Origin of the sequence: Candidatus Hecatella orcuttiae (genome assembly GCF_002009985.1) — an archaeon.
Taxonomy (GTDB): Archaea; Thermoproteota; Bathyarchaeia; order Hecatellales; family Hecatellaceae; genus Hecatella; species Hecatella orcuttiae.
In genome coordinates this window covers 979,582-999,385 of the sequence record NZ_MTLX02000005.1, presented here as the reverse complement: position 1 = coordinate 999,385, position 19,804 = coordinate 979,582, and the positions used below count along the sequence as shown (strand labels likewise).

The following is a 19,804-nucleotide window of genomic DNA, read 5'->3' as shown; positions in this document are numbered from 1 at the left end:
GCCGGGGAAGACTTACTTCCCGCCTAGGTTAAATTCCCTGTGAAGGGCTCTGACCGTTTTTTCTCCTTCAGCTTCCTTAACCACGAAGGATATGTTGAGTTCCGAGGAACCCTGAGCTATCATTCTGATGTTGATTTTCTCCCTAGCCACGGCGCTGAATATGCGGGCGGCTACGCCTGGGGTTCCCTGCATGCCCGCTCCCACCAAGGCTACGATGCAGGCGTCCTCCTCCGCCTTTATTTCGCGGACGTACTTTCCTCCCAGCAAAGAGAGCTCCAACGTGTTCAGGACTTCATCTAGGCTTTCCCTAGGGACGGCGAAGGATATGTTGGCCTCCGATGAGCCTTGGGAGATCATGAGAACATTAACTTTCTTCCTCCCTAAGACTTCGAAAAGCTTGGAGGCTACGCTGGGCGCTCCCACCATGCCCGCTCCGCTGACGGTGATGATGGCGACCTTGGGGATGAGGGAGATAGCCTTAGCTACCGAGCTGGGCTCCACCTCTTGGTCAGCCTTAATGGCCGTGCCTGGGTCTTGAGGATTGAAGGTGTTTCTTATCCTGAGGGGGATTCCCCGCTCCATGACCAGCTCTATCGCCTTAGGATGCAGAGCCTTAGCTCCGAAGAAGGCCATTTCCAAGGCTTCCTGATAGGACAGCTTCCGAATGGTCTTGGCGGAAGGCTCCACCGCGGGGTCTGTGGTCATCAAACCGTCCACATCCGTCCAGAACCAAACTTCGTCCACAGCCAGCGCGCATCCCAAGATGGTTGCGGTGTAGTCTGAACCTCCCCTACCCAAGGTCGTAATTCGCCCCTCTTGGTCAGCGGCTATGAATCCGGCCACCACAGGGACGATGCCGCCCTCATACAGTTTCTGAAGTCGGTCCTTCACTTGGTGGACGGTCATCTCCATCAGAGGCTTAGCGTCTCCGAAATTGGAATCCGTCACTATTCCTGCCTCCTTTCCGGTGAACCATTCAGCATCCACCCCCCTAGAGCGGAGGGCCCCCCAAACTATTGGCGCCGAAAGCCTCTCACCGAAGGAGAGGACGTAGTCTTCGATTTTCGGAGTTACCTCTTTCAGGTAGGTGATTCCTTCTAAAACGTTTTCCAGTTCCTTTAAAGACTCTTCCACGGTTTTCTTAACCTCGTTTCTGAGGTGCTTATCTGTCACTGAAACCCTGCAGGCTGACTCATGTAGCTGACGGAGTTCCACGACGGTATTCCGGATGAAGCTTCTGTTACCCACCTCAGCGGACCTGCAAGCTTCGACAAGCTCGTCGGTAACATCAGCCATGGCTGAGACCACCAACGCAAGCTTATTCCCCCCCTTCAAACTGTCGACTACAATGCCGCAGGCTCGGCTGATGCAGTCTCCGTCAGCCAGCGACGTTCCCCCGAACTTCATCACAAGCCTCAATCCTAAGGACACCTTCAGCTATTTGGTGGAGGAGAAGGGATTTTAACGTTTTCGAAAACCTAAACCGGAATCTTAGCGATGGACTGCCTGATGAGGATCAAGTCCCTTAACACGGCGCTGGCGGTTTCCTTCCCACCGGCGCCTCTGCCTATGAGGGTTTCCTCCCCCGCATACTCAGACATGAAGCTCACAGCATTGAGGACTCCATCAACGCAGAGGGGATGTCCCACCGGGACCTCTTGGGGAGAAACCACGAGGTTGCCGTCGGCGGAAGCTAGCAACTTTATCTTCCGCCCCCTGCGAAGAGCCTCCTTTATGGCATGCTGGGTAATTCCCCGGATGCCTTCTATTTTCACATCGCCCAACACAGCCTTCCGGTTCAGGATCCAGTTGGCCATGATGACCAACTTGCAGGCTGCGTCGTAGCCGTCCACATCCATGGAGGGATCAGCTTCAGCATAACCCGCCTCCTGGGCACCTTTCAAGGCTTCTTGAAAGGACCATCCCCTCTCCGTCATCTGAGATAGGATGTAGTTGGTGGTCCCGTTCAAAATCCCCCGGAAGGACATGATCCTATCACCGAGCAGGCATCTTCGAGCAAACTCTAGGATGGGTGTGCCTCCGCCCACGCAACCGCTGAACCTGAGGAGCACGCCGTTGTAGTCGGCTAGCTCCATGAGAGCTGGAAAAGCCAAGGCTAGAGGCCCCTTGTTGGTGGTGATGACGTGCTTCCCGCTTTTAAGGGCGGCCTTGATGTGGGTTATACCCGGCTCAGCGTCAGCTATGTTAGTGGGAGTAACCTCCACCACCACCTCAGCCCCTACTTTCTCTATGACCTCAAGCGGCGTCAACCCGGGTCTGCCGTTTTCCCCATCCGCAGCCACACTGCCCTTCTCCCTCTTAGCAGCCAAGGTCCTCAGAGGTTCCAAGCCCCTCGAGTTTACAGCAGCGCCTCCCCTGTCGACCACGGCCACCAGTCGGGGGCGGAGTCCATGGTTTTTCAGCAGATCAGGAGACCTGGCTGCTAAAAGTTGGGCGAAACTTTGACCCACCACACCGAAGCCCACCAGAATGATTCTCATCTCAAGACACCGATGGCTTTTTCCACCGCCTCAACCTCAGCCTCTACTTCCTCGGCTTTTTCGCTGAATTTTAGGGGCGTATCAGGATCCTTGAGCCCGTGGCCTGTGGCGATGCAGACTACTTCCTCATCTCTCCCCACCACACCCTCTTCCACCAGCTTCTTCAAGCCTGCGATGGTGGAGGCGCTGGCAGGTTCAACGAACAGCCCCTCCTGACTGGCCAGCATCCTTTGAGCTTCCATGATTTCACCATCGGTCACTGTTTCCGCTGTTCCCCGCGACTCCCATATGGCTTGAAGCGCCTTCTTCCAGCTTACAGGGGAGCCTATGCGAATGGCGGTAGCTACCGTCTCAGGGTGCGATTTAGGCTTCACCGTCTCCGACCCTGATTTAACCGCCTCGGCAATGGGCGCAGCGCCCACGGCTTGAATCCCTATAGTCTGAGGCAGGCTGTCTATGAGATTTAGGCGTCTATATTCTTTGAAGCCCTTCCAGAGGGCGCTGATGTTCCCGGCGTTGCCCACGGGAATGAAGACCTTGTCTGGAGGCCTCCCCCGAAGGCCGTCTGCGATCTCGTAGGCCAAGGTTTTCTGCCCCTCAATCCTGTAAGGGTTGATGGAGTTAAGCAGATAGAGGTCTTTCCTGGCTTGGGAAAGCTTCAACACGATCTTCAAGGCGTCGTCGAATCCTCCCTTCACCGGAATAAGCTGGGCGCCGTAGGCCACCGCTTGAACCAGTTTACCCCGAGCTATTTTTTTGGACGGAACCACCACCACGCAGCGTAGCCCTGCTTTGGCAGCGTAGGCGGCTAGGGATGCGGAAGTGTTCCCCGTGGAAGCGCAGAGAACCGCCTTCCTTCCGTATTCTAAAGCCTTGGTCACCCCCACGGTCATGCCTCTGTCCTTGAAAGAGCCTGTGGGATTGTCTCCCTCATTTTTGACGTAAAGCTTCTTAACCCCCAGCCTCCGTCCCAGCCGACTGCACTCGTAGAGACGCGTTCCCCCCTCTCCTAGAGAAACCACCTTGGAGAGGTCTAAGATTGGGAGGAAGTCCTTGTACTTCCACACGGAGAGCGGCTGTTTCTCCCATTCCTTGGAGCGGAGCTTTGACTCCAGTTCCAGATAATCGTATTTAACGTCAAGCAGGTCTCCGCATCTTTCACAGACGTAGATGACTTTTTCTCCGCCGAATTTTTCATGGCATCCGATGCATTCGAGGTGAAACAACCGATTAACCCGGCCTAGGGAGTTCTGAATCGCTTTTCATAGCTCAGGGGAAGTTATAAAAATTGTTCTTCTTAAAAGCGCAGGGGTTAAAGGGATGTTTCACAGGATTTCTCCTGGAACTTTTAACTGAATCCTCCTAGCTCTCTTAGATAGTTTGACCAGATACCAAGGGATCATTTTTTCCGGAAGCTTTATTCCGATGTTCTTCAAGATTCTCTCGAACCCCAATCTTTCCAGCACCCCTTCAATCCCTATGTCCAAGCCTATGACCCTCAAAGTTCGACCTACCTGCTCAATTTTCACATCGTCAACCCTGTCGATAAAACGGCCGTCAGAATCTACAACCTGCTCGTCCAGAACGTCCTTGACCAGCGAATATTTCTTTTTGGCGTTTTTGAATTCTGAAAATTCATCCCACATCTCCTCCAGCCTTTCAGCGTTCACCCGGAGGAGGATTCGTTTCCTTTCCACTTCATCCACATATTTCCATGGAATGTAGAGAAAACTTTTCCGCCCAAGTTTGACTGAGCGGATTATCTTGCGTAGGGAAATTCTCTCCGAATTCCGCCTTCGAGCTCTGACGACGATGAAGTCAATCTTAGGGAAGACATGTTTGGGGTCCACTATGATGTCGTAGAGTTTTCCCAGCTTTTCACCTTCCGCCGTCACAACGGTCTTCCCTAAGAAGTTTTCGCACAGCCTCACGGGGTTAACCCTCCATTTCGCAGCCGGATTTAACCTCCATGAATGTTGGGGAGAAGTAATTATTTCTTTCCTTTGCCAGCAGGATGGGTTCGAAAAACCTATCAGTCTAATAGTGAGAACTGTTTCTAGGTTGAATGGGCTTTGAGCGCTTACAGGTTTGATGTTCACAGCCTAGCTGTAGTGCTGCCTTTCATCATCCTTATCACCACCGGGTTAACCGCCTCAGCGCTAACTTTGACGGAAAACTCCTACACAGCTTCCGCAGGAGGCTTCACCGTCAAGGCTTGGTGGGACGGAGACCACGCTGACCTACGGGTTAAGACCTCCCCTGAAGCCTCGCTTCCCGCCCGATTGGAGGTTCTGGAGCCAGACCCGGAAAAGCCTGGAACCTATCGACCAAGCCCCCGCGTTTGGGGAGCTACCACCTTGAACTCTCCAGGTGAGACTATTCTCATTCACGGTGTTTCAACCAGTAAGGAGTTGCTGGTCATCATATCTACGGAGGAGACCGAATTCAGGTTTGAAGTGAACTTAGACTAGTGGAAGACCTTGAAAACTGCCAAAAGAGGTAAGAAAGCCAAGAGAGGCATTTTTCCTCGAGCGAAGCGGGTGAGACATCTCCTCTGGCTTGTTGCCCCAGGGCTCATCGTGGGATCTGCTGGGAACGACGCGGCGAGTATCGGAAGCCTTGCCTCTGCAGGGGCCCTCTATGGGCACTCGGTTTTGTGGGCGCTACTTTTAGCTCTAGTTTTTTCCGTTTTCATCCAAGACATGTGCGTGAGGATCGCTGTGGGCACGGGTAAAGGGCTGATAGAACATGCCCGGGAAAGATTCGGCATCAGGGTAGGATTCACCTATCTGCTGGGTCTTCTAACCGTGAACTTTGCCACCATCGTGGCTCAAATAGCCGGCATGGCTGCTGGGCTGGAGCTTCTCCTAGGCTCCCTAGGCCTCTACACGCCCTACGTGGTTTTATCTCCCATCCTAGCTTTCAGCGTTTGGGCTTTCCTGCTGAAGAAAGGTTACAGTCCGGTGGAGAGAATTTTCTCCGTGGTAAGCTTAACCCTCCTAGCCTATGTAGCAGTAGCCTTCATGGCTAAGCCTTCCCCTGAGGCTGTGGCTGCAGGTACCTTTTGGATCGTTCACAAGCCGACCCCTGATTATTTGCTTTTCTCGGCAGCTGTCATCGGAGCGACTATCTCTCCCTACATGCAGTTCTACCTGACTTCAGCCCTCGTGGATAAAGGCGTCAAGCTTAAGGACTTGAAACTGGGGAGAACCGGCTCGGTTCTCGGGATCACCGTTTCCGGCATTGAAGCCTTCGCCATCGTTGTGGTCACAGCCACGGTTCTGCACCCCCTTGGGATCACTGTGGACACACCTAGGGATGCTGCCTTGGCTTTGTTTCCCTATCTCGGGGCTGCCACCTTCATCCTCTTCTCCATAGGCTTTTTCGCCTCCTCCGTCATCGGCACCGGAGTGGTGGTCAGTAGCTCCGGCTATGCCTTCGGAGAATTCTTCGGAGTGGAAAGGGGGCTGAACAAGAAGGTGGCGGAGGCCTTCCATTTTTATCTGACCTTCACAGCCTGCTTCATCATCGGCTACGCGGTTCTCCTTTTGGGTGTCACACCCATTCAAGCTATGGTTTACTCCATGGTCATATCCTTCATCTTCAGCCCCCTAGTCATGCTCCTCATCCTCACTACGGCCAACAGCCGTGAACTGCTCAGAGACGCCGCCAACAAAATGCATTTCAGAGCGGCCGGATGGCTGATTTTCGGAGTCCTGCTGGTCTTGGACGCCTTTTTAATCTCGACGTTTCTGGCAGGCCTGTTTTAGCTTGGGGGTTTCTCCAAAAACCTTCTCACAGCCAGCTTTCTCAGTTCCACGATCATTTCAGGCACGTCGATTTCCACAGGGCATCTTACCTTGCATCGGCCGCAGGTTAGGCAGGTGTAGCTCAGGGGGATCGCCCTGTAAAATTCCTCCCCGTAGATGTCCCCTGAAACTATAGCCGCCCACACAGCGCCTATTCCTCCAAAATATCTGTCCCCGAAGTATCCTGCCGTGAGGGAGAAAACTGGGCATTCGTAGAGGCAGTTTCCACACCGAAGACAGTAGAGGGCTTCCTTCAAAACCGGGTGTCTTGAAAAATTCAGGCGGCCGTTGTCGAGGAAGACCACATGAAGCTCTCGGGGGCCGTGGACGCCGTAGGTTATCGCCTTCTCAATGTCTCCCGTCTTACTGGGCCCCGTGATCATGTTGAGGTAGGAGGGAGCAGCATAGCCGGCGTAGCGCCAAGTTACCTCCGCCACCTTCCAAGCGTCTTGGAGGGTGGGGACCACCTTCTCCATGCCCACGAGGGCTATGTGCTTCGGAGGGGCTCCCGTGGCCAGCCGGGCGTTTCCCTCGTTTTCCAAGATGAAAAGGCTTCCCGTGTCGGCTGAAACCACGTTGGCTCCGCTGATTCCCACGTGAGCTTCGAAAAACTTGCCCCGAAGCAGCCGCCTTACCACCTGAACCTCTTCAGCTATATCCGGGGGCACCTCCTCCCCTGTTAGCTTTCTCAACATTTCAGCCACCGCTTCCCGGGGCACATGGATGGAAGGGTTGAGGATGTGCATGGGCTTGATGTCGAGCTGCTGGACGATGAACTCTCCTAGGTCTGTTTCGTAAACCTGGTTGCCCCGCCTTTCCAGGTACTGCCGTAGCTCTATTTCCTCCCCGGTCAGGCTTTTGGACTTGACCACCAACTTACCGCTTCCCACCAGTTCCCCGATGATTTTTTCAGCCTCCCTTCCGTCTTTGGCCAAGTAGGCTTCTCCCTTCGCTTTCCTCACCGAGGTGGCTGCGGCTTCCACAAGCTCCTCCATCCGCTCTACGGATTCCTCCTTGATCCTCCGGACCTCCCTGGTCAGCTTCACCGTGTGGGGGAAGGCTGAAAGGGCTGTGTCCACGTTTTTTCTGAAGGAGGCTATGGCTCGGGAGAGGGCGCGCTTGATTTTCTCATCCCTAGCCGCCTGCATAAGCCTAGCCCGGTATTCCTTGGCGAAGGTTTCCTGAGGGTCCATCTTTTTTAACCTCCCCGCAAGGCTTTGTCCAAAACTTGGGCTATGTCTAAAACTTGGACTTGAGCCCTCATCCTCTCCCGGGCTTCCCTGAGCTGTAGTAGGCAGGCGGGGCAGTGGGTGGCGATGACGGAGGCCTTTGTTTCGAGGAGCTCTTTCATCCTCTCCTCAGCCAGCATTCCGCTCAATTCGGGGAAGGTGAACTCCACGCCTCCCCCGCCGCCGCAGCAGGTGGTTCGCTCTCTGCTTGTGGACGTAACTTCCCTGAGCCTCAGATTTCTCACTCTGCTTAAGATTTCTCTGGGCTCTTGGGTGATGCCTAGGAACCTAGCCAGCTGGCAAGGGTCGTGGAAAGTCAGCTCCATCTCTTCTTTCAAGGCCGGCTGGATGCCGGCATTTTTCAGCCTGCCGGCAACCTCTTCCAAGAAGTGCCTGACCTCTAGGTCGAAGCCGTCCACGTATCTGGGGTAGAGGTTTCGCAGCGTGTGAGTGCAGGCGGGCACAAGGCTTATCAGCTTCCTCACCCCCAAGGACTTCAACAGCCGGTAGGTTCGGCGGGCGTTTTCAGCAAAGTCCTCCTCAAAGCCTGAAGAGTACAAGGGTGAGCCGCAGCAAGGTTCTTTATCGTAGAGGTAAGCGGGGTTTACTCCCAGTTTTCTCAGGACATTGACGGCGCTGATGAGGGCGTTGATGTAGGCGGTAGTCTTCCCCGAGCCGGCTAGTTTCCCGTAGACTCCGGCCAAGTCCACACCTACCTTTTTGAGAGTTTTGGACACACCCAAGACCCGTTCGACAGGCAGGCCTCTTTTCTCTAAGCCTCGGACAGCTTTCAACCATGTCTCCGCGCGGTCCATGAACTGGTAGCCGCAGCCTGCAAAAAAGAAGCATTCTCCATTGGAAGGCAGATTCAACCCCTGAGCCCACTCAGCCCTAGCCTTGGCAGGGGCTCCGAAAGGGTTCCCCTTGGCCGCGATGTTGTCTCTGAGGTAGACATGGCTCGGAGGCACAAGGGTCCTCAATTTTTTCAGGTCCTTTGTTTTCAGGGAGAAGTCTTCAGCCCTGAGGTTAGAGGGAGAAGGTTTTGGAAGGACATAAATCTAGCGCCGAAGCCGGCTGCCAACTGGGGGGTCATGTAAGGGTTTTTCTACCAGTTTTCTTTCATCTAACACTGGAGGCAGGCTTAGAGTATGAGCATGAAGATAAGGGAAGCTGTGAAGACCCTCAGACCCTACCAGTGGGAGCCTTCCACCGACGAGCTTTCAAAAAAACTGGGCCTAAGAAAGGAGCAAGTGCTCCGGTTTGACACCAACACCATGCCCAGCCCCCCCAAGGAGCTTTTGTCGAAGCTGGCTGAGTTGCTGCCCGGGCTTGGGGTGAACGATTACCCGGACACGTCTTACACCCAGCTTCGAGAAGGCCTCGCCAAATATCTGGGGCGGAGGGTGGAACAGTTAACCGTGACCACGGGTGCGGATGAGGCCTTGGACATCGTGGCTAAAACTTTCATCGACCCAGGCACCGAGGCTTTAGCTTCAAAGCCCACCTACTCTTTCTACAGCACTATTGTCGAGGTGATGGGAGGAAGACTGGTTCTAGCTCCTCGGAGGGAAGACTTCTCGGAGGACGTGGACGCCTTGCTGGAGGCCTGCAGCCGCCAGACTAGGCTGGTTTTCATCTGCAGCCCCAACAACCCCACTGGAAACCTGACAGACCGCTCCGACATCATGAAGGTTTTGGAGGAGTCCGGCTGCCCGCTGGTGGTGGACGAGTCCTACGCCGAGTTCTGCGGCCGGACGGTGGTGGACTTGGTGGACGCCTACGAGAACCTAATAGTCATCAGGACGTTTTCTAAAGCCTTCTCCCTCGCTGGAGCTCGGGTGGGCTACATGGTCGCCCACGAGAAAACCGTCCGGCTGCTCAACAAGGTAAGGCCGCCCAACAGCCTGAGTGTTATCTCCCTAGCCCTCGCTGGGCTGGCGTTGGAGAACTTGGAACTCCTCCGAAGAAACGTCCAGTGGGTGACGGAGGAGAGGGAGCGGCTCATCAAAGCCCTCCAAGTCATCCCAGGCCTTCAAGTCTATCCTTCCCAAGCCAACTTCATCCTCATCCGGTTTAAGACTCCTCCAGCTCCGGAAGCCTACAGGAGGCTGCTCCAGCAGGGAATAGTCCCCCGGAGCTTCGACGAGGCCTCGGGGCTGGGAGACTGCCTCAGGTTCTGCGTCCGAACCCCTGAGGAAAACCAAGCTCTCATCAACGCTCTAGAGCGGCTGGTGACAGAAAGGCTCTAAAACCGCGGAAAAGAGAGCGTGAAACAGAAGCCTACGCATAAGCCTTAAATAAGAATTGTTCTCTGATACAGTAGTTTTGACGGTGGGGAGCGAGTGCACCAGCTGGACTGGAGATAAACCTTCCCAAAGCCTCCTGCAGTTTTAGATTACCCTCCCCCCTCCTCTTGCGGCTCTTTCTTTCCTTACCTACCAGATTTTTCTTCGCAACAACCTTAGAGGTTGGAGGCTGCGGCCGGTGAGCCTAGCCGACGCCCTAGTGAAGGTGGTGGAGGGAAGGAGCCTGACTCCGGGGGAGGCGGAGGAGGCCATGGGGGCCATTCTCCGCGGCGAGGCTTCCCCGCCCCAGATAGCCGCCTTCCTGACGGCCCTGAGGATGAAGGGGGAAACCGTGGAGGAGATAGCCGCCTTCGCCGGGGTGATGAGAAGCTTCTCCGTGAAGATCCATCCCAAAGTTCCCGGTTGCCTCATCGACACCTGCGGCACAGGAGGCAGCCCTGTCAAGACCTTCAACGTCAGCACCCTCTCAGCCCTGACGGTAGCCGCAGCCGGGGGATACGTGGCCAAACATGGCAACCGGGCTGTCTCAAGCCGCTGCGGCAGCGCCGACCTCTTGGAGGGGTTCGGGGTCAACATCCAAGCGGAGCCTAAAACCGTGGAACGCTGCGTGGAGAGGGTGGGCGTGGGCTTCATGTTCGCCCCCAAATTTCACCAAGCTATGAAGCATGCTCTCTTGCCTCGGAGGGAGATAAAGATCAGAACCGTCTTCAACATCCTCGGCCCCCTCACTAACCCCGCGCCGGTGGAGGCTCAGGTCCTAGGCGTCTACAGCCTCGACCTAGTGGAAAAACTGGCCGCCGTCCTAGAGAAGCTGGGCTTGGAGAAAGCCTTCGTCGTCCACGGCCTGATAGGAGTCGACGAGGTATCCCTCGTAGGGCCGACCCACGTTGCAGAGTTAAACCATGGAACCGTCAAAAGCTACGACGTTCACCCCCGCCAGTTTGGGTTGGAGGAAGGGAAAACCGTCGAGGAACTGAGGGGAGGAGAGCTGAAGCAAAACCTTCGGGAAAGTTTGGAGGTCCTCGGGGGGGTGAGAAACGCCAAAGCCGAAATGACTGCCCTCAACGCCGCCTACGCCCTCCTAGCCGCCTCCAAGGTGGAAAGGGTGGAAGAAGGCCTCGAGCTCGCCTGGGAAGCCTTGTCCTCAGGAAAGGCCTTGGAAAAACTTAGACTTCTCATAAAAGAGTCTGGGGGAGACCCCGGGAAGCTGGAGGCCTTGGAGCATGATTAGGATGGAAGAAATCCTCGAATCCGTAAGGCGAAGAGTCGACAGAGACTACCGAGCCTACCAGCCGAGCGGAGGAAGCCGCCGGCCGAGGGTGAGCCTGACCGAAGCCATCCGAGGCTGCTCCAAGGTGCCGGTGATAGCCGAGGTCAAGCCAGCCTCCCCGATGCAGGGTCCTCTGCGGAAGATAGGTTCCGTGGAAGAGGTGGCGGGGGAAATGCTCCAGGGCGGAGCCGTGGGGCTCAGCGTCCTCACCGAGCCGGATTTCTTCGGGGGAAGCATGGAAAACCTCAGGAGGGTGAAGGCGGCCTTCCCTCAGGTTCCCATTCTGATGAAGGACTTCATCCTAGACGAACGGCAGATTTACCATGCTTTCGAGGCAGGGGCTGACTCCGTCCTCCTAGTGGCGTCCTTATGTCCCAGGCTGGAGGAGTTCCACCGCCTCGTCCTCTCCCTCGGACTGGAGCCCTTGGTGGAAATCCATGACCCGAAGGACTTGGAGAAGACTGCTTCCCTCCACCCTAAGCTGGTGGGGGTGAACAACCGAAACCTGACCACTTTCCAAGTCGACCTGAAGGTGACGGAGAGGCTGCTGCCGGAGGTTCGAGTAGCGTGCCCCGGGGCGGTTGTGGTGAGTGAAAGCGGCCTCCGCACAGCGGAGGATGTCCGGGCTGTTCGCAGGTGGGGCGCTGATGCTGTCTTGGTAGGCTCAGCCATCATGGCTGCTGAAAACGTGGCCAGTAAGGTGAGGGAGCTGGTGGAGGCCTGAACCGTGGTCAGGGTTAAAATTTGCGGTTTGAAAAGCAGAGAAGACCTTCAAGCCTCTGTCGACAGCGGAGCCGACGCTGTAGGGGTGGTGGTCTATTCTCCCCGATCCCCGAGAAACCTGTCTTTGGAAGAGGCGGGAAGAATCCTCTCAGCGGTTCCCCCCTTTGTCTCCTCAGTCTTGGTTTCAGCAACCACCTCCCCCGACGCCATAGTGAGGGCCACGGAACGGCTGAACCCTTCCGCGGTTCAGCTTCACGGAATAACCCAGCCTTCAGCCGTGAAGCACGTAGCCTCCACCCTCAAGTCTCAGGTCATCGGAGTTTTAGCTTGGAATCCTTCCCAAAAGGAAGAGGAGCTGAAGGAGAAGGCGAAAAAACTGGCCGAGGTGGCGAGCGCGGTTCTCTTCGACTCCACCACAGCCGAAGGCTACGGAGGAACCGGCTGCCCCGTCAGCTGGAAGGTAGCCCGGATGGTCGGGGAGGCTGTCCGCCCCAAGCCCTTCATCCTCGCCGGGGGGCTCACCGCCGGCAACGTCCAGGAAGCCATAGCCGCCGTCCAACCCTACGCCGTGGACGTGTCCTCAGGGGTTGAATCCTCCCCGGGGGTCAAGGACTACTCCCAGATTCAGGCTTTCATAAGAAAAGCCAAAACCGCAGGAGTTGAAACAGGGTGAAAAAAACCAGCCTCTCCTATTATGGGAGGTATCCCGACGAAAAGGGCAAGTTCGGCAGGTACGGAGGCATCTTCGCCCCCGAGATTTTGATGCCGGCCTTGGAGGAACTGCATGAAGCCTTCCTCCGGCACCACCGAGATCCCGGATTCCAAGGGGAGCTGGGGAGGTATCTGAGGGACTACGCCGGCAGGCCTACGCCCCTCTACTACGCTCAGCGTTTAAGCTGGCGGCTGGGCTGCAAGGTTTACCTGAAGCGGGAAGACCTAACCCACGGAGGAGCTCATAAGCTCAATAACACGCTAGGCCAGGCCCTCCTAGCCCTCCGCATGGGGAAAAAGCGGCTTATAGCGGAGACAGGAGCCGGGCAGCATGGCTTAGCCACCGCCATGGCCGGGGCGGTGTTGGGTTTGAAAACCGAGGTGTACATGGGGGAGGAGGACGTGGAAAGGCAGAGGCATAACGTCTACAGGATGGAACTGCTGGGAGCGGAAGTTCACCCGGTGAAGTCTGGGAGTCGAACTTTGAAGGACGCCATCAACGAAGCTTTCCGAGACTGGATAGCCCACGTGGGTGACACCCACTACGTGGTGGGGTCGGTGGTGGGGCCTCATCCCTACCCTCTCCTCGTCCGCGAGTTTCAGAGGGTCATAGGGAAGGAAATAAGGCAGCAAGTCTTGGAAAAAGAAGGAAGACTGCCCAGCCTCCTAGTTGCCTGCATCGGAGGCGGCAGCAACGCCCTAGGAGCCTTCTACGACTTCTTGGAAGACCCTTCCGTCCAGCTGCACGGAGTGGAGGCTGGAGGCCAGGGACTCAGGACCGGAAGGCATTCAGCTTCCTTGGCCGCTGGAAGCCTCGGGGTTCTCCACGGAGCCTACACCCGCATCCTCCAAGACGAATACGGGCAGATTGAAACATCCCACAGCATCAGCGCCGGCTTGGACTATCCCGGCGTAGGCCCGGAGCTGGCTTTTCTCCAAGAAACAGGAAGGCTGAAAGTCTACACGGCCACGGACGCGGAAGCTGTGGAAGCCTTCCACATGCTCGCCAAGCTGGAGGGCATCCTCCCAGCCCTAGAACCCTGCCACGCCCTAGCCCACTTGGCGAAGATATCCCGGCGGCTTCCCCCAGACAGCATCGTAGTGCTCAACCTTTCGGGGAGGGGGGACAAGGACCTAGGAGTGGTTCAGAAATTCATGGAGGACAGAAAATGAGCAGAATACAGGAAACCTTCAACCAGCTTAAAAAGAGAAAGGAAGGCGCCCTCATCACCTTCACAACCCTCGGGGACCCCTCCCTCAGACGCTCCGTCCAGTTAGCCCGGAGGCTGGCTGAAAGCGGAGCTGACATCTTGGAGCTGGGACTCCCTTTCTCAGACCCCGTGGCCGACGGGCCGACCATCCAAGCCAGCTATCAGAGGGCCCTTAAAGCCGGAATGAACACCCACAGGGCCTTAGAGGCTGTCCGCAAGCTCAGGGATAAGGTCAAGACGCCTTTGGTCCTTCTGAGCTACTACAACCCCGTCCTCCGCCGGGGGGTCGCTGGATTTTTCAGGGATTTCGCCGAGGCAGGGTTGGACGGGGTGGTCGTCCCCGACCTTCCCGTGGAGGAGGCGGAGCCGGTTTCCAAGGCTGGAAAGGACGCGGGAGTCAACCTGATCTTCTTGGTGGCACCGACCACTACGGAGCGGAGGCTTGAAAAAATCGTGAAGGCGGCAGAGGGCTTCCTTTACTTAGTGTCCCTCTTAGGGGTGACGGGGGCGAGGGAAAGCCTCTCCGCGTTGACGAAGAAGACGATTTCAAGAATAGCCAAACACGTGGAGGCGAGGATTCCCGTAGCCGTGGGCTTCGGAATCTCCAAGCCCCCGCACGTCCGGGAAGTGATAGCGGCGGGAGCAGACGGAGCCATCGTGGGCTCCGCCCTCATCGACCTCTACACCAGCTCAGCTTCAAACCCTGCTCAAGCCTTGGAGAAGGTTTCCGCCTACGTCCACACCCTCAAAGCAGCGACGGCTAAAAAAGCGTGAAAGGGGGCGGCTCGAAATGCCTACCAGCATTCAGCCGAAGGTTACAAGGGTGGGAGGACGGTGCAACGTCTTCTCCCTCTTCAAACACCTATCGGAGAGGCTGGAACCTCGCTTCTCTTTCCTTCTGGAATCCCTCAGCGAACACAAACCCCTCTACTCTTTTCTCTGCTTCAACCCCGATTACATTCTAACCGTCAAAAAAGACAGGCCGAGGGTTGAGGAGATTCTAACGGAGAGAGGGGAGCAGATCCTCCGCAGGCTCCAGCCTCAACGGAAAATGCCCAGCGCAGCCCACCGAGCTGTGGAGGATAGGGTTGAGAACAGAATCTTGGCCTTGGACAGGGTTGAAGAATATTTTCCTGAAACCGCACTGCGGAGGCCTCCCTTCTTCAGGAGGCAGGTTTTCTTCGGCGGCTACCTAGGCTATGTGGCCTACGACGCGGTAGCCCCGTGGGTGGGCTTCAAACGTCGAGCGGAAACCCCTGAGGTCATGTTGGGGATGCATACCACGGTCCTCATCTACGACCACGCTCGGGAAATCTTGCTGCAGGTGGACAACGGGGTGGGAGGCGCAGGCGATGTTTCCCAAGATCTGGGAAAAGCCTTGAAAAGCTACAGGGCTGAGGGAGGGAGAAAGGATGATGTCAGCGGGGACATTTCCGTCGAAGACTTCAAGTCCAACGTGGGGCAGGAGGAATTCTCTCACATGGTTGAACAGTGCAAGGAATACATTTGGAGCGGAGACATCTTCCAAGTTGTGGTCTCCCGGAAGGTAGGTCGGAAAACTGAGGCTGGAGACTTGGCGATCTACGAGGCTTTGAGGAGGCTGAATCCCTCCCCCTACATGTTCTACCTGAACTTCGGAAGCCTCAGGTTTGTGGGAAGCAGCCCTGAAGCCCTAGTAAGCCTAAACCGTGAAAAGATAACCACCGTCCCTATCGCGGGGACAAGGCGGAGAGGCTGGAACAAGGTGGATGAGGGGCGGATGCTCAGGGAGCTGAAGACAGACAGCAAAGAAAGAGCTGAACACGTCATGCTGGTGGATCTGGCCAGGAACGACGTTTCAAAGGTTTCCGAGCCGGGCTCCGTCCAAGTGAGAGGCTTCATGACAGTGAAGAGGTTCAAACACGTGATGCACTTAGTCACCACCGTGGAGGGAAGACTTCGGAGAGGAATGAACTCCTTCGACGTGTTAAAATGCCTCTTCCCCGCAGGAACGGTAACCGGCGCCCCCAAGCTGAGAGCCATGGAGGTCATCGAAGAGCTGGAGAAGGAGCCCCGAGGCCCCTACGCGGGAGCCATCGGCTACATGGCCTTCAACGGGGATATGGACTGGGCTATCACCATCCGAACCATCCAGCTCTTGAACTCCACGGCCACCGTTCAAGCTGGAGCCGGGGTGGTAGCCGACTCCCAGCCGAGGCTGGAGTGGATTGAAACGGAGAACAAAATGCGAAGCCTAGTGAAGGCCGTAGGCATGGCGGAGGCGAAGGTGAACGTAGCGTGAAGGTTCTCTTCATCAACAACCGGGACTCCTTCGTCTACATTCTCGTCGACTACGTGGCCAGCCAAGGCTGCAAGGTGGTAGTAGCGGATAACATCCTGACCGCGCAGGAGGCAGCTGAAATGAGGCCTCAGAGAATCATAATATCCCCCGGCCCCGGGCATCCCCGGAAGAGCACAGGCAACACCATGGCTGTGATAAGGAAACTCGCCTCCATCCCCATCCTCGGCGTATGCCTAGGCCACCAAGCCATCGTGGAAGCCTTCGGGGGGAAAGTGGACAGAGCCGAGTCCGGGCCGCTGCACGGGAAAACCTCCCAAGTCTACCACGACGGAAAAGGTGTGTTCCACGGGCTGCCTAATCCTTTCCCGGCTACTCGCTACCATTCCCTAGCCGCTGTGCCCACTTGCCTGCCTTCCTGTCTGGAGGTTTCCGCCAAGGCGGAGGACGGAACCATCATGGGGGTCCGGCATAAAAGCCGGCCGGTGGAGGGAATTCAATTTCACCCTGAAAGCATCTTAACCGCTCATGGTAAGCGGCTTATCCAAAATTTTCTGGAAACACCGAACCACTACTTTCCGGATTCCTAGGATGGGTAGTAAAAATATATAAAATATGGTGAAGTTTATAATATAAATTTAACAGGTGATAAAACCGTGGTGAGAATCGGTGAACAAATTCCAGACCTAGAGGCGGAAGCCTTCCACAACGAGGAAACCAAGACCATCAAGCTTTCTGACTACAGAGGTAAATGGCTGGTTCTGGTGTTCTATCCAGCGGATTTCACGTTCATCTGTCCCACCGAGCTGGAAGAGCTGGCTGAGAACTACGAGGAATTCAAAAAAGCGGGAGCAGAAGTGCTGAGTGTAAGCACCGACACGGTGTTCGTCCACAAAGCCTGGCATGACCACTCCCCCGCCATCCAGAAAATCAAGTTCCCCATGCTGGCTGATCCCGCGGGAAGACTCTGCAGAGAATTCGGTACCTACATCGAAGAGGAGGGACTTTCCCTGCGAGGAAGTTTCATCATCGACCCCGACGGAGTTTTGAGAGCCTTGGAGATCCACGATAACAGCATCGGCCGAAGCGCCGAGGAGCTTCTGCGAAAACTCCAAGCAGCTATCCACGTGAGGGAACACAAGGGAGAAGTCTGCCCGGCGAGTTGGAAGCCGGGAAAGGAAACCCTCAAACCTGGCTTAGACTTGGTCGGCAAAATCTAAAACGGAAAAAGGAGATTAACGAGGAACCTCTTTCCTCTTTCTTTTTTGATAATCTTTATATAGAGATGGTAAATCCTATTATGCAATACTGGGGAGGTTAACCGGGTGCATTCCAGGGGGGTTCACGTTTTCAGGGGGCTTTGTGTTTATCCCCGAACCTCGCCAAAGCATGAATACTCGGGTAGCTGTTAGGCGTTTCCCTCCATTCTCTCCATCCGTCAAAACTATTTCCGTGAAAGTTTTCGGAGGTATCATCCATGCCAGTGAAAACTCTTGTGGTTAAGTTCGGAGGCTCTTGCCTTTCAACTCCGGAAAACATAGCTCAAGCAGCGGGAAAGGTGGCTGCGGAGGCCAGAAAAGGAAAGAAAATTCTCGTTGTGGTTTCAGCCCTCACAGGCGTCACCGACGGTCTCCTCCAAACCGCTCTCCAATCCAGCCCCAACGGGCTCTCCAAAGAGGATTTGGATGAGGTTCTTTCCATGGGTGAAAGGACAGCCGCCCGCATCATGACCACCGCCATCAAATCTCAGGGGGTGAAGGCTGTGGGGTTGGATCCCTCATCCTCTCAGTGGCCTATCTACACCGACTCGGAATTCGGCCAGGCGGAGGTGAATTTGGAGAAGACTCAGCGGGCGGTGTTGGAGAAGGTGAAACCTCTGCTGGAGGAAGGCTACGTGGTCGTTGTCCCCGGCTTCATAGGTTTGTCTCCTCAAGGGAAGGTTACAACCCTGGGGCGGGGAGGAAGCGACATCACCGCCGTGGTCCTAGGTCGCTGCGTCGGCTCCGATGAGGTGGTCTTCGTCAAGGATGTTCAAGGCGTTCTGTCGGCTGACCCTAAGAAAGTCACGGCTCCCGCCATGATCGAAAGCTTAGACGTGGAGGAAATGTTCACCTTGGGCACCGCCGGCGCGAAGGTTCTTCACCCGAAATCCCTCAAATACAAGACAGACTTCCTGACCCTAAGGGTGGTGGGATTCGAGGAGGAAGACCTCGCAAAGGGAACCGTCATCAAGGGGGTTATGGAGACAAGGCTTTCCGTCGCCCTTCACCATCAGCCTCTCTCCATGGTATCCTTGGTGGGGTGGGAAGTTTCCTCCCCTGAGACGCTTTTGATGATCTTCTCCGAGGCCGCCAGCACCTCCGCCAAGATTCTAGGCTTAACTTTGGCTTCACCCTCCCTTCTCCTCTACGTGGAGAATCCCTCCAACCTCCTCCAGAGGCTGCATGAGCTGATAAAAAACCGGAGGATAGCCAAGGCCGTCCACAGCCTCGACCCCATAGCCCTCATCACCGTTTCAGGCCCTGAGTTGGAGAAGGCTCCCGGCATCGTGAACGCTGTGGTGGCGCCGCTGGCCCGCGAAGGCATTAACCTCTTGGGGGTCATGACCATCAGTTCCTCTGTCAGGGTCTTCCTAGGCTGGAAAGATAGAGAAAAGGCTTTAACGCTGATAAAGGAAAACGTGGAGAAGCTAGCCCCTCCCAAGGCAGGTGTTTCCCATGGTTAAGGTCAAAGTAGGAGTCCTCGGAGCCACAGGCATGGTGGGCGGGAGGTTCATTCAATTCCTGAAGGGCCATCCTTGGTTTGAACTCCAAGCCTTAGCCGCCTCAGAACGCTCAACGGGCAGAACCTTCGCTGAAACAGTGAAGTGGAAGCTGGAGGGAGAGACATTTTCGCAGGTGGCGGACATGGAGGTGAGGCCTGCTGAGCCCAAAGCTTTGGGCGACGTGGACTTGGTGTTCTCAGCTCTCCCCGCGGAGGTGGCGCATAAGGTGGAAGAGGACTTTGCCAGAGCCGGCTTCACCGTCTTCAGCAACGCCAGCTCCCACCGCATGGACCCGGATGTGCCCATTCTCAACCCTGAGGTCAACGCGGACCACGCCTATTTGGTGGAGGAACAGCGGAGGCGGAGAAAATGGGAGGGGGCCATCATCACCAACCCCAACTGCACCACCGCCATCCTAACTCTCTCCGTGAAGCCCATCCTCGACGCTTTCGGGTTGAAACGTCTCTTCCTGGTTACGATGCAAGCTCTCTCAGGGGCTGGATACCCGGGTGTCCCTTCCTTGGACATTGTGGACAATGTCATCCCCTACATCAGCCGGGAGGAGGAGAAGGTCGAAAAGGAATCCCTGAAAATCTTAGGCTCCCCGGAGAAGCCTGCGGAGTTCAGGATTTCAGCCAGCTGCAACCGGGTTCCCACCCTCGATGGGCATCTGGAAGCCGTCTTCGCGGAAACAGAGGCCGAGGCTGAGCCGGCTGAGGTGGCCGAGGTCTTGGCCAAGTTTGAGGGTGAACCTCAGAGGCTAGGTCTGCCTACCGCCCCCAAGCCGCCCATCGTCGTCCGGGCTGAGATGGATCGGCCTCAGCCGAGGCTTGACCGGTGGGAGAACCGAGGCATGTCTGTGGTGGTGGGCAGGGTTAGGAGGGACGCTGCCTTGGGGGGAGTTAAATATTTAGTCCTAGGACACAATACAGTGAGGGGAGCTGCGGGATGCTCAATCCTCAACGCCGAGCTCCTCAAGGCTAAAGGGATAATTTGAAGGGA

General features: G+C 56.0%; 19 protein-coding genes. 13 read left to right on the top strand and 6 right to left on the bottom strand.

Going from position 1 to position 19,804, the window contains the following annotated elements:
- Positions 1–12: 12 nt before the first annotated feature.
- From BWM17_RS08175 to BWM17_RS08160, 4 genes are all read right to left on the bottom strand, one after another.
- Positions 13–1,431: an aspartate kinase gene (locus tag BWM17_RS08175; RefSeq protein WP_309493434.1), complete on the bottom strand. Its 1,419-nt coding sequence runs from the start codon at positions 1,429–1,431 to the stop codon at positions 13–15.
- 47 nt (positions 1,432–1,478) lie between these two features.
- A complete protein-coding gene (locus tag BWM17_RS08170) occupies positions 1,479–2,501 on the bottom strand; it encodes a homoserine dehydrogenase (protein WP_309493433.1) in 1,023 nt (340 codons plus the stop codon).
- Positions 2,498–3,727 (bottom strand): threonine synthase, encoded by a 1,230-nt coding sequence (gene thrC, locus BWM17_RS08165; protein ID WP_309493432.1) that lies wholly within the window; start codon positions 3,725–3,727, stop codon positions 2,498–2,500. The genes BWM17_RS08170 and thrC overlap by 4 nt, the downstream gene beginning before the upstream one ends.
- Before the next feature lie 99 nt (positions 3,728–3,826).
- On the bottom strand, positions 3,827–4,432 hold the full coding sequence (locus BWM17_RS08160; protein ID WP_309493431.1) for a PRC-barrel domain-containing protein: 606 nt from the start codon (positions 4,430–4,432) through the stop codon (positions 3,827–3,829).
- 141 nt (positions 4,433–4,573) lie between these two features.
- Here BWM17_RS08160 and BWM17_RS08155 point away from each other — a divergent pair, with 141 nt between their 5' ends.
- Positions 4,574–4,972 (top strand): hypothetical protein, encoded by a 399-nt coding sequence (locus BWM17_RS08155; RefSeq protein ID WP_309493430.1) that lies wholly within the window; start codon positions 4,574–4,576, stop codon positions 4,970–4,972.
- A 9-nt stretch (positions 4,973–4,981) separates the two neighbouring features.
- Positions 4,982–6,271 carry an NRAMP family divalent metal transporter gene (locus tag BWM17_RS08150; RefSeq protein WP_309493429.1) on the top strand — a complete coding sequence of 430 codons (1,290 nt, stop codon included), beginning with the start codon at positions 4,982–4,984 and terminating at the stop codon, positions 6,269–6,271.
- On the opposite strand, the gene BWM17_RS08145 is transcribed toward BWM17_RS08150, so the two are convergent.
- Positions 6,268–7,503 (bottom strand): LUD domain-containing protein, encoded by a 1,236-nt coding sequence (locus tag BWM17_RS08145; protein WP_309493428.1) that lies wholly within the window; start codon positions 7,501–7,503, stop codon positions 6,268–6,270. The two genes, BWM17_RS08150 and BWM17_RS08145, sit on opposite strands and share 4 nt — an antisense overlap.
- A gap of 5 nt (positions 7,504–7,508) precedes the next feature.
- A complete protein-coding gene (locus tag BWM17_RS08140) occupies positions 7,509–8,519 on the bottom strand; it encodes a (Fe-S)-binding protein (RefSeq protein ID WP_309493427.1) in 1,011 nt (336 codons plus the stop codon).
- Between the two features lie 168 nt (positions 8,520–8,687).
- On the opposite strand from BWM17_RS08140, the gene hisC reads away from it, so the two are divergent.
- The 11 genes from hisC to asd all read left to right on the top strand — a co-directional run bounded on the left by hisC (position 8,688) and on the right by asd (position 19,799).
- The gene (gene hisC / locus BWM17_RS08135; RefSeq protein ID WP_309493426.1) at positions 8,688–9,788 is read left to right on the top strand and encodes a histidinol-phosphate transaminase; all 1,101 of its coding nucleotides are present in this window, start codon (positions 8,688–8,690) and stop codon (positions 9,786–9,788) included.
- A gap of 235 nt (positions 9,789–10,023) precedes the next feature.
- Entirely contained in the window at positions 10,024–11,076 is a 1,053-nt protein-coding gene (gene trpD / locus BWM17_RS08130) for an anthranilate phosphoribosyltransferase (RefSeq protein ID WP_309493425.1), read from the top strand.
- Positions 11,069–11,839, top strand: a complete 771-nt coding sequence (locus BWM17_RS08125) for an indole-3-glycerol-phosphate synthase (protein ID WP_309493424.1) — start codon at positions 11,069–11,071, stop codon at positions 11,837–11,839. The genes trpD and BWM17_RS08125 overlap by 8 nt, the downstream gene beginning before the upstream one ends.
- Before the next feature lie 3 nt (positions 11,840–11,842).
- Positions 11,843–12,511: a phosphoribosylanthranilate isomerase gene (locus tag BWM17_RS08120; RefSeq protein ID WP_309493423.1), complete on the top strand. Its 669-nt coding sequence runs from the start codon at positions 11,843–11,845 to the stop codon at positions 12,509–12,511.
- The gene (gene trpB, locus BWM17_RS08115; RefSeq protein ID WP_309493422.1) at positions 12,508–13,722 is read left to right on the top strand and encodes a tryptophan synthase subunit beta; all 1,215 of its coding nucleotides are present in this window, start codon (positions 12,508–12,510) and stop codon (positions 13,720–13,722) included. Before BWM17_RS08120 ends, trpB begins: the two co-directional genes overlap by 4 nt.
- Positions 13,719–14,534 carry a tryptophan synthase subunit alpha gene (gene trpA, locus BWM17_RS08110; RefSeq protein ID WP_309493421.1) on the top strand — a complete coding sequence of 272 codons (816 nt, stop codon included), beginning with the start codon at positions 13,719–13,721 and terminating at the stop codon, positions 14,532–14,534. Before trpB ends, trpA begins: the two co-directional genes overlap by 4 nt.
- Before the next feature lie 16 nt (positions 14,535–14,550).
- Complete coding sequence (locus BWM17_RS08105; protein ID WP_309493420.1) at positions 14,551–16,041, top strand: anthranilate synthase component I family protein; 1,491 nt, start codon at positions 14,551–14,553, stop codon at positions 16,039–16,041.
- Positions 16,038–16,628, top strand: a complete 591-nt coding sequence (locus tag BWM17_RS08100; RefSeq protein WP_309493419.1) for an aminodeoxychorismate/anthranilate synthase component II — start codon at positions 16,038–16,040, stop codon at positions 16,626–16,628. The genes BWM17_RS08105 and BWM17_RS08100 overlap by 4 nt, the downstream gene beginning before the upstream one ends.
- A gap of 66 nt (positions 16,629–16,694) precedes the next feature.
- Positions 16,695–17,258, top strand: a complete 564-nt coding sequence (gene ahpC / locus BWM17_RS08095) for an alkyl hydroperoxide reductase subunit C (protein WP_309493418.1) — start codon at positions 16,695–16,697, stop codon at positions 17,256–17,258.
- A 257-nt stretch (positions 17,259–17,515) separates the two neighbouring features.
- Positions 17,516–18,763, top strand: coding sequence for an aspartate kinase (locus tag BWM17_RS08090; protein ID WP_309493417.1), 1,248 nt, complete (start codon positions 17,516–17,518; stop codon positions 18,761–18,763).
- A complete protein-coding gene (asd, locus tag BWM17_RS08085) occupies positions 18,756–19,799 on the top strand; it encodes an aspartate-semialdehyde dehydrogenase (protein ID WP_309493416.1) in 1,044 nt (347 codons plus the stop codon). The genes BWM17_RS08090 and asd overlap by 8 nt, the downstream gene beginning before the upstream one ends.
- The last annotated feature ends 5 nt before the right edge of the window (positions 19,800–19,804 follow it).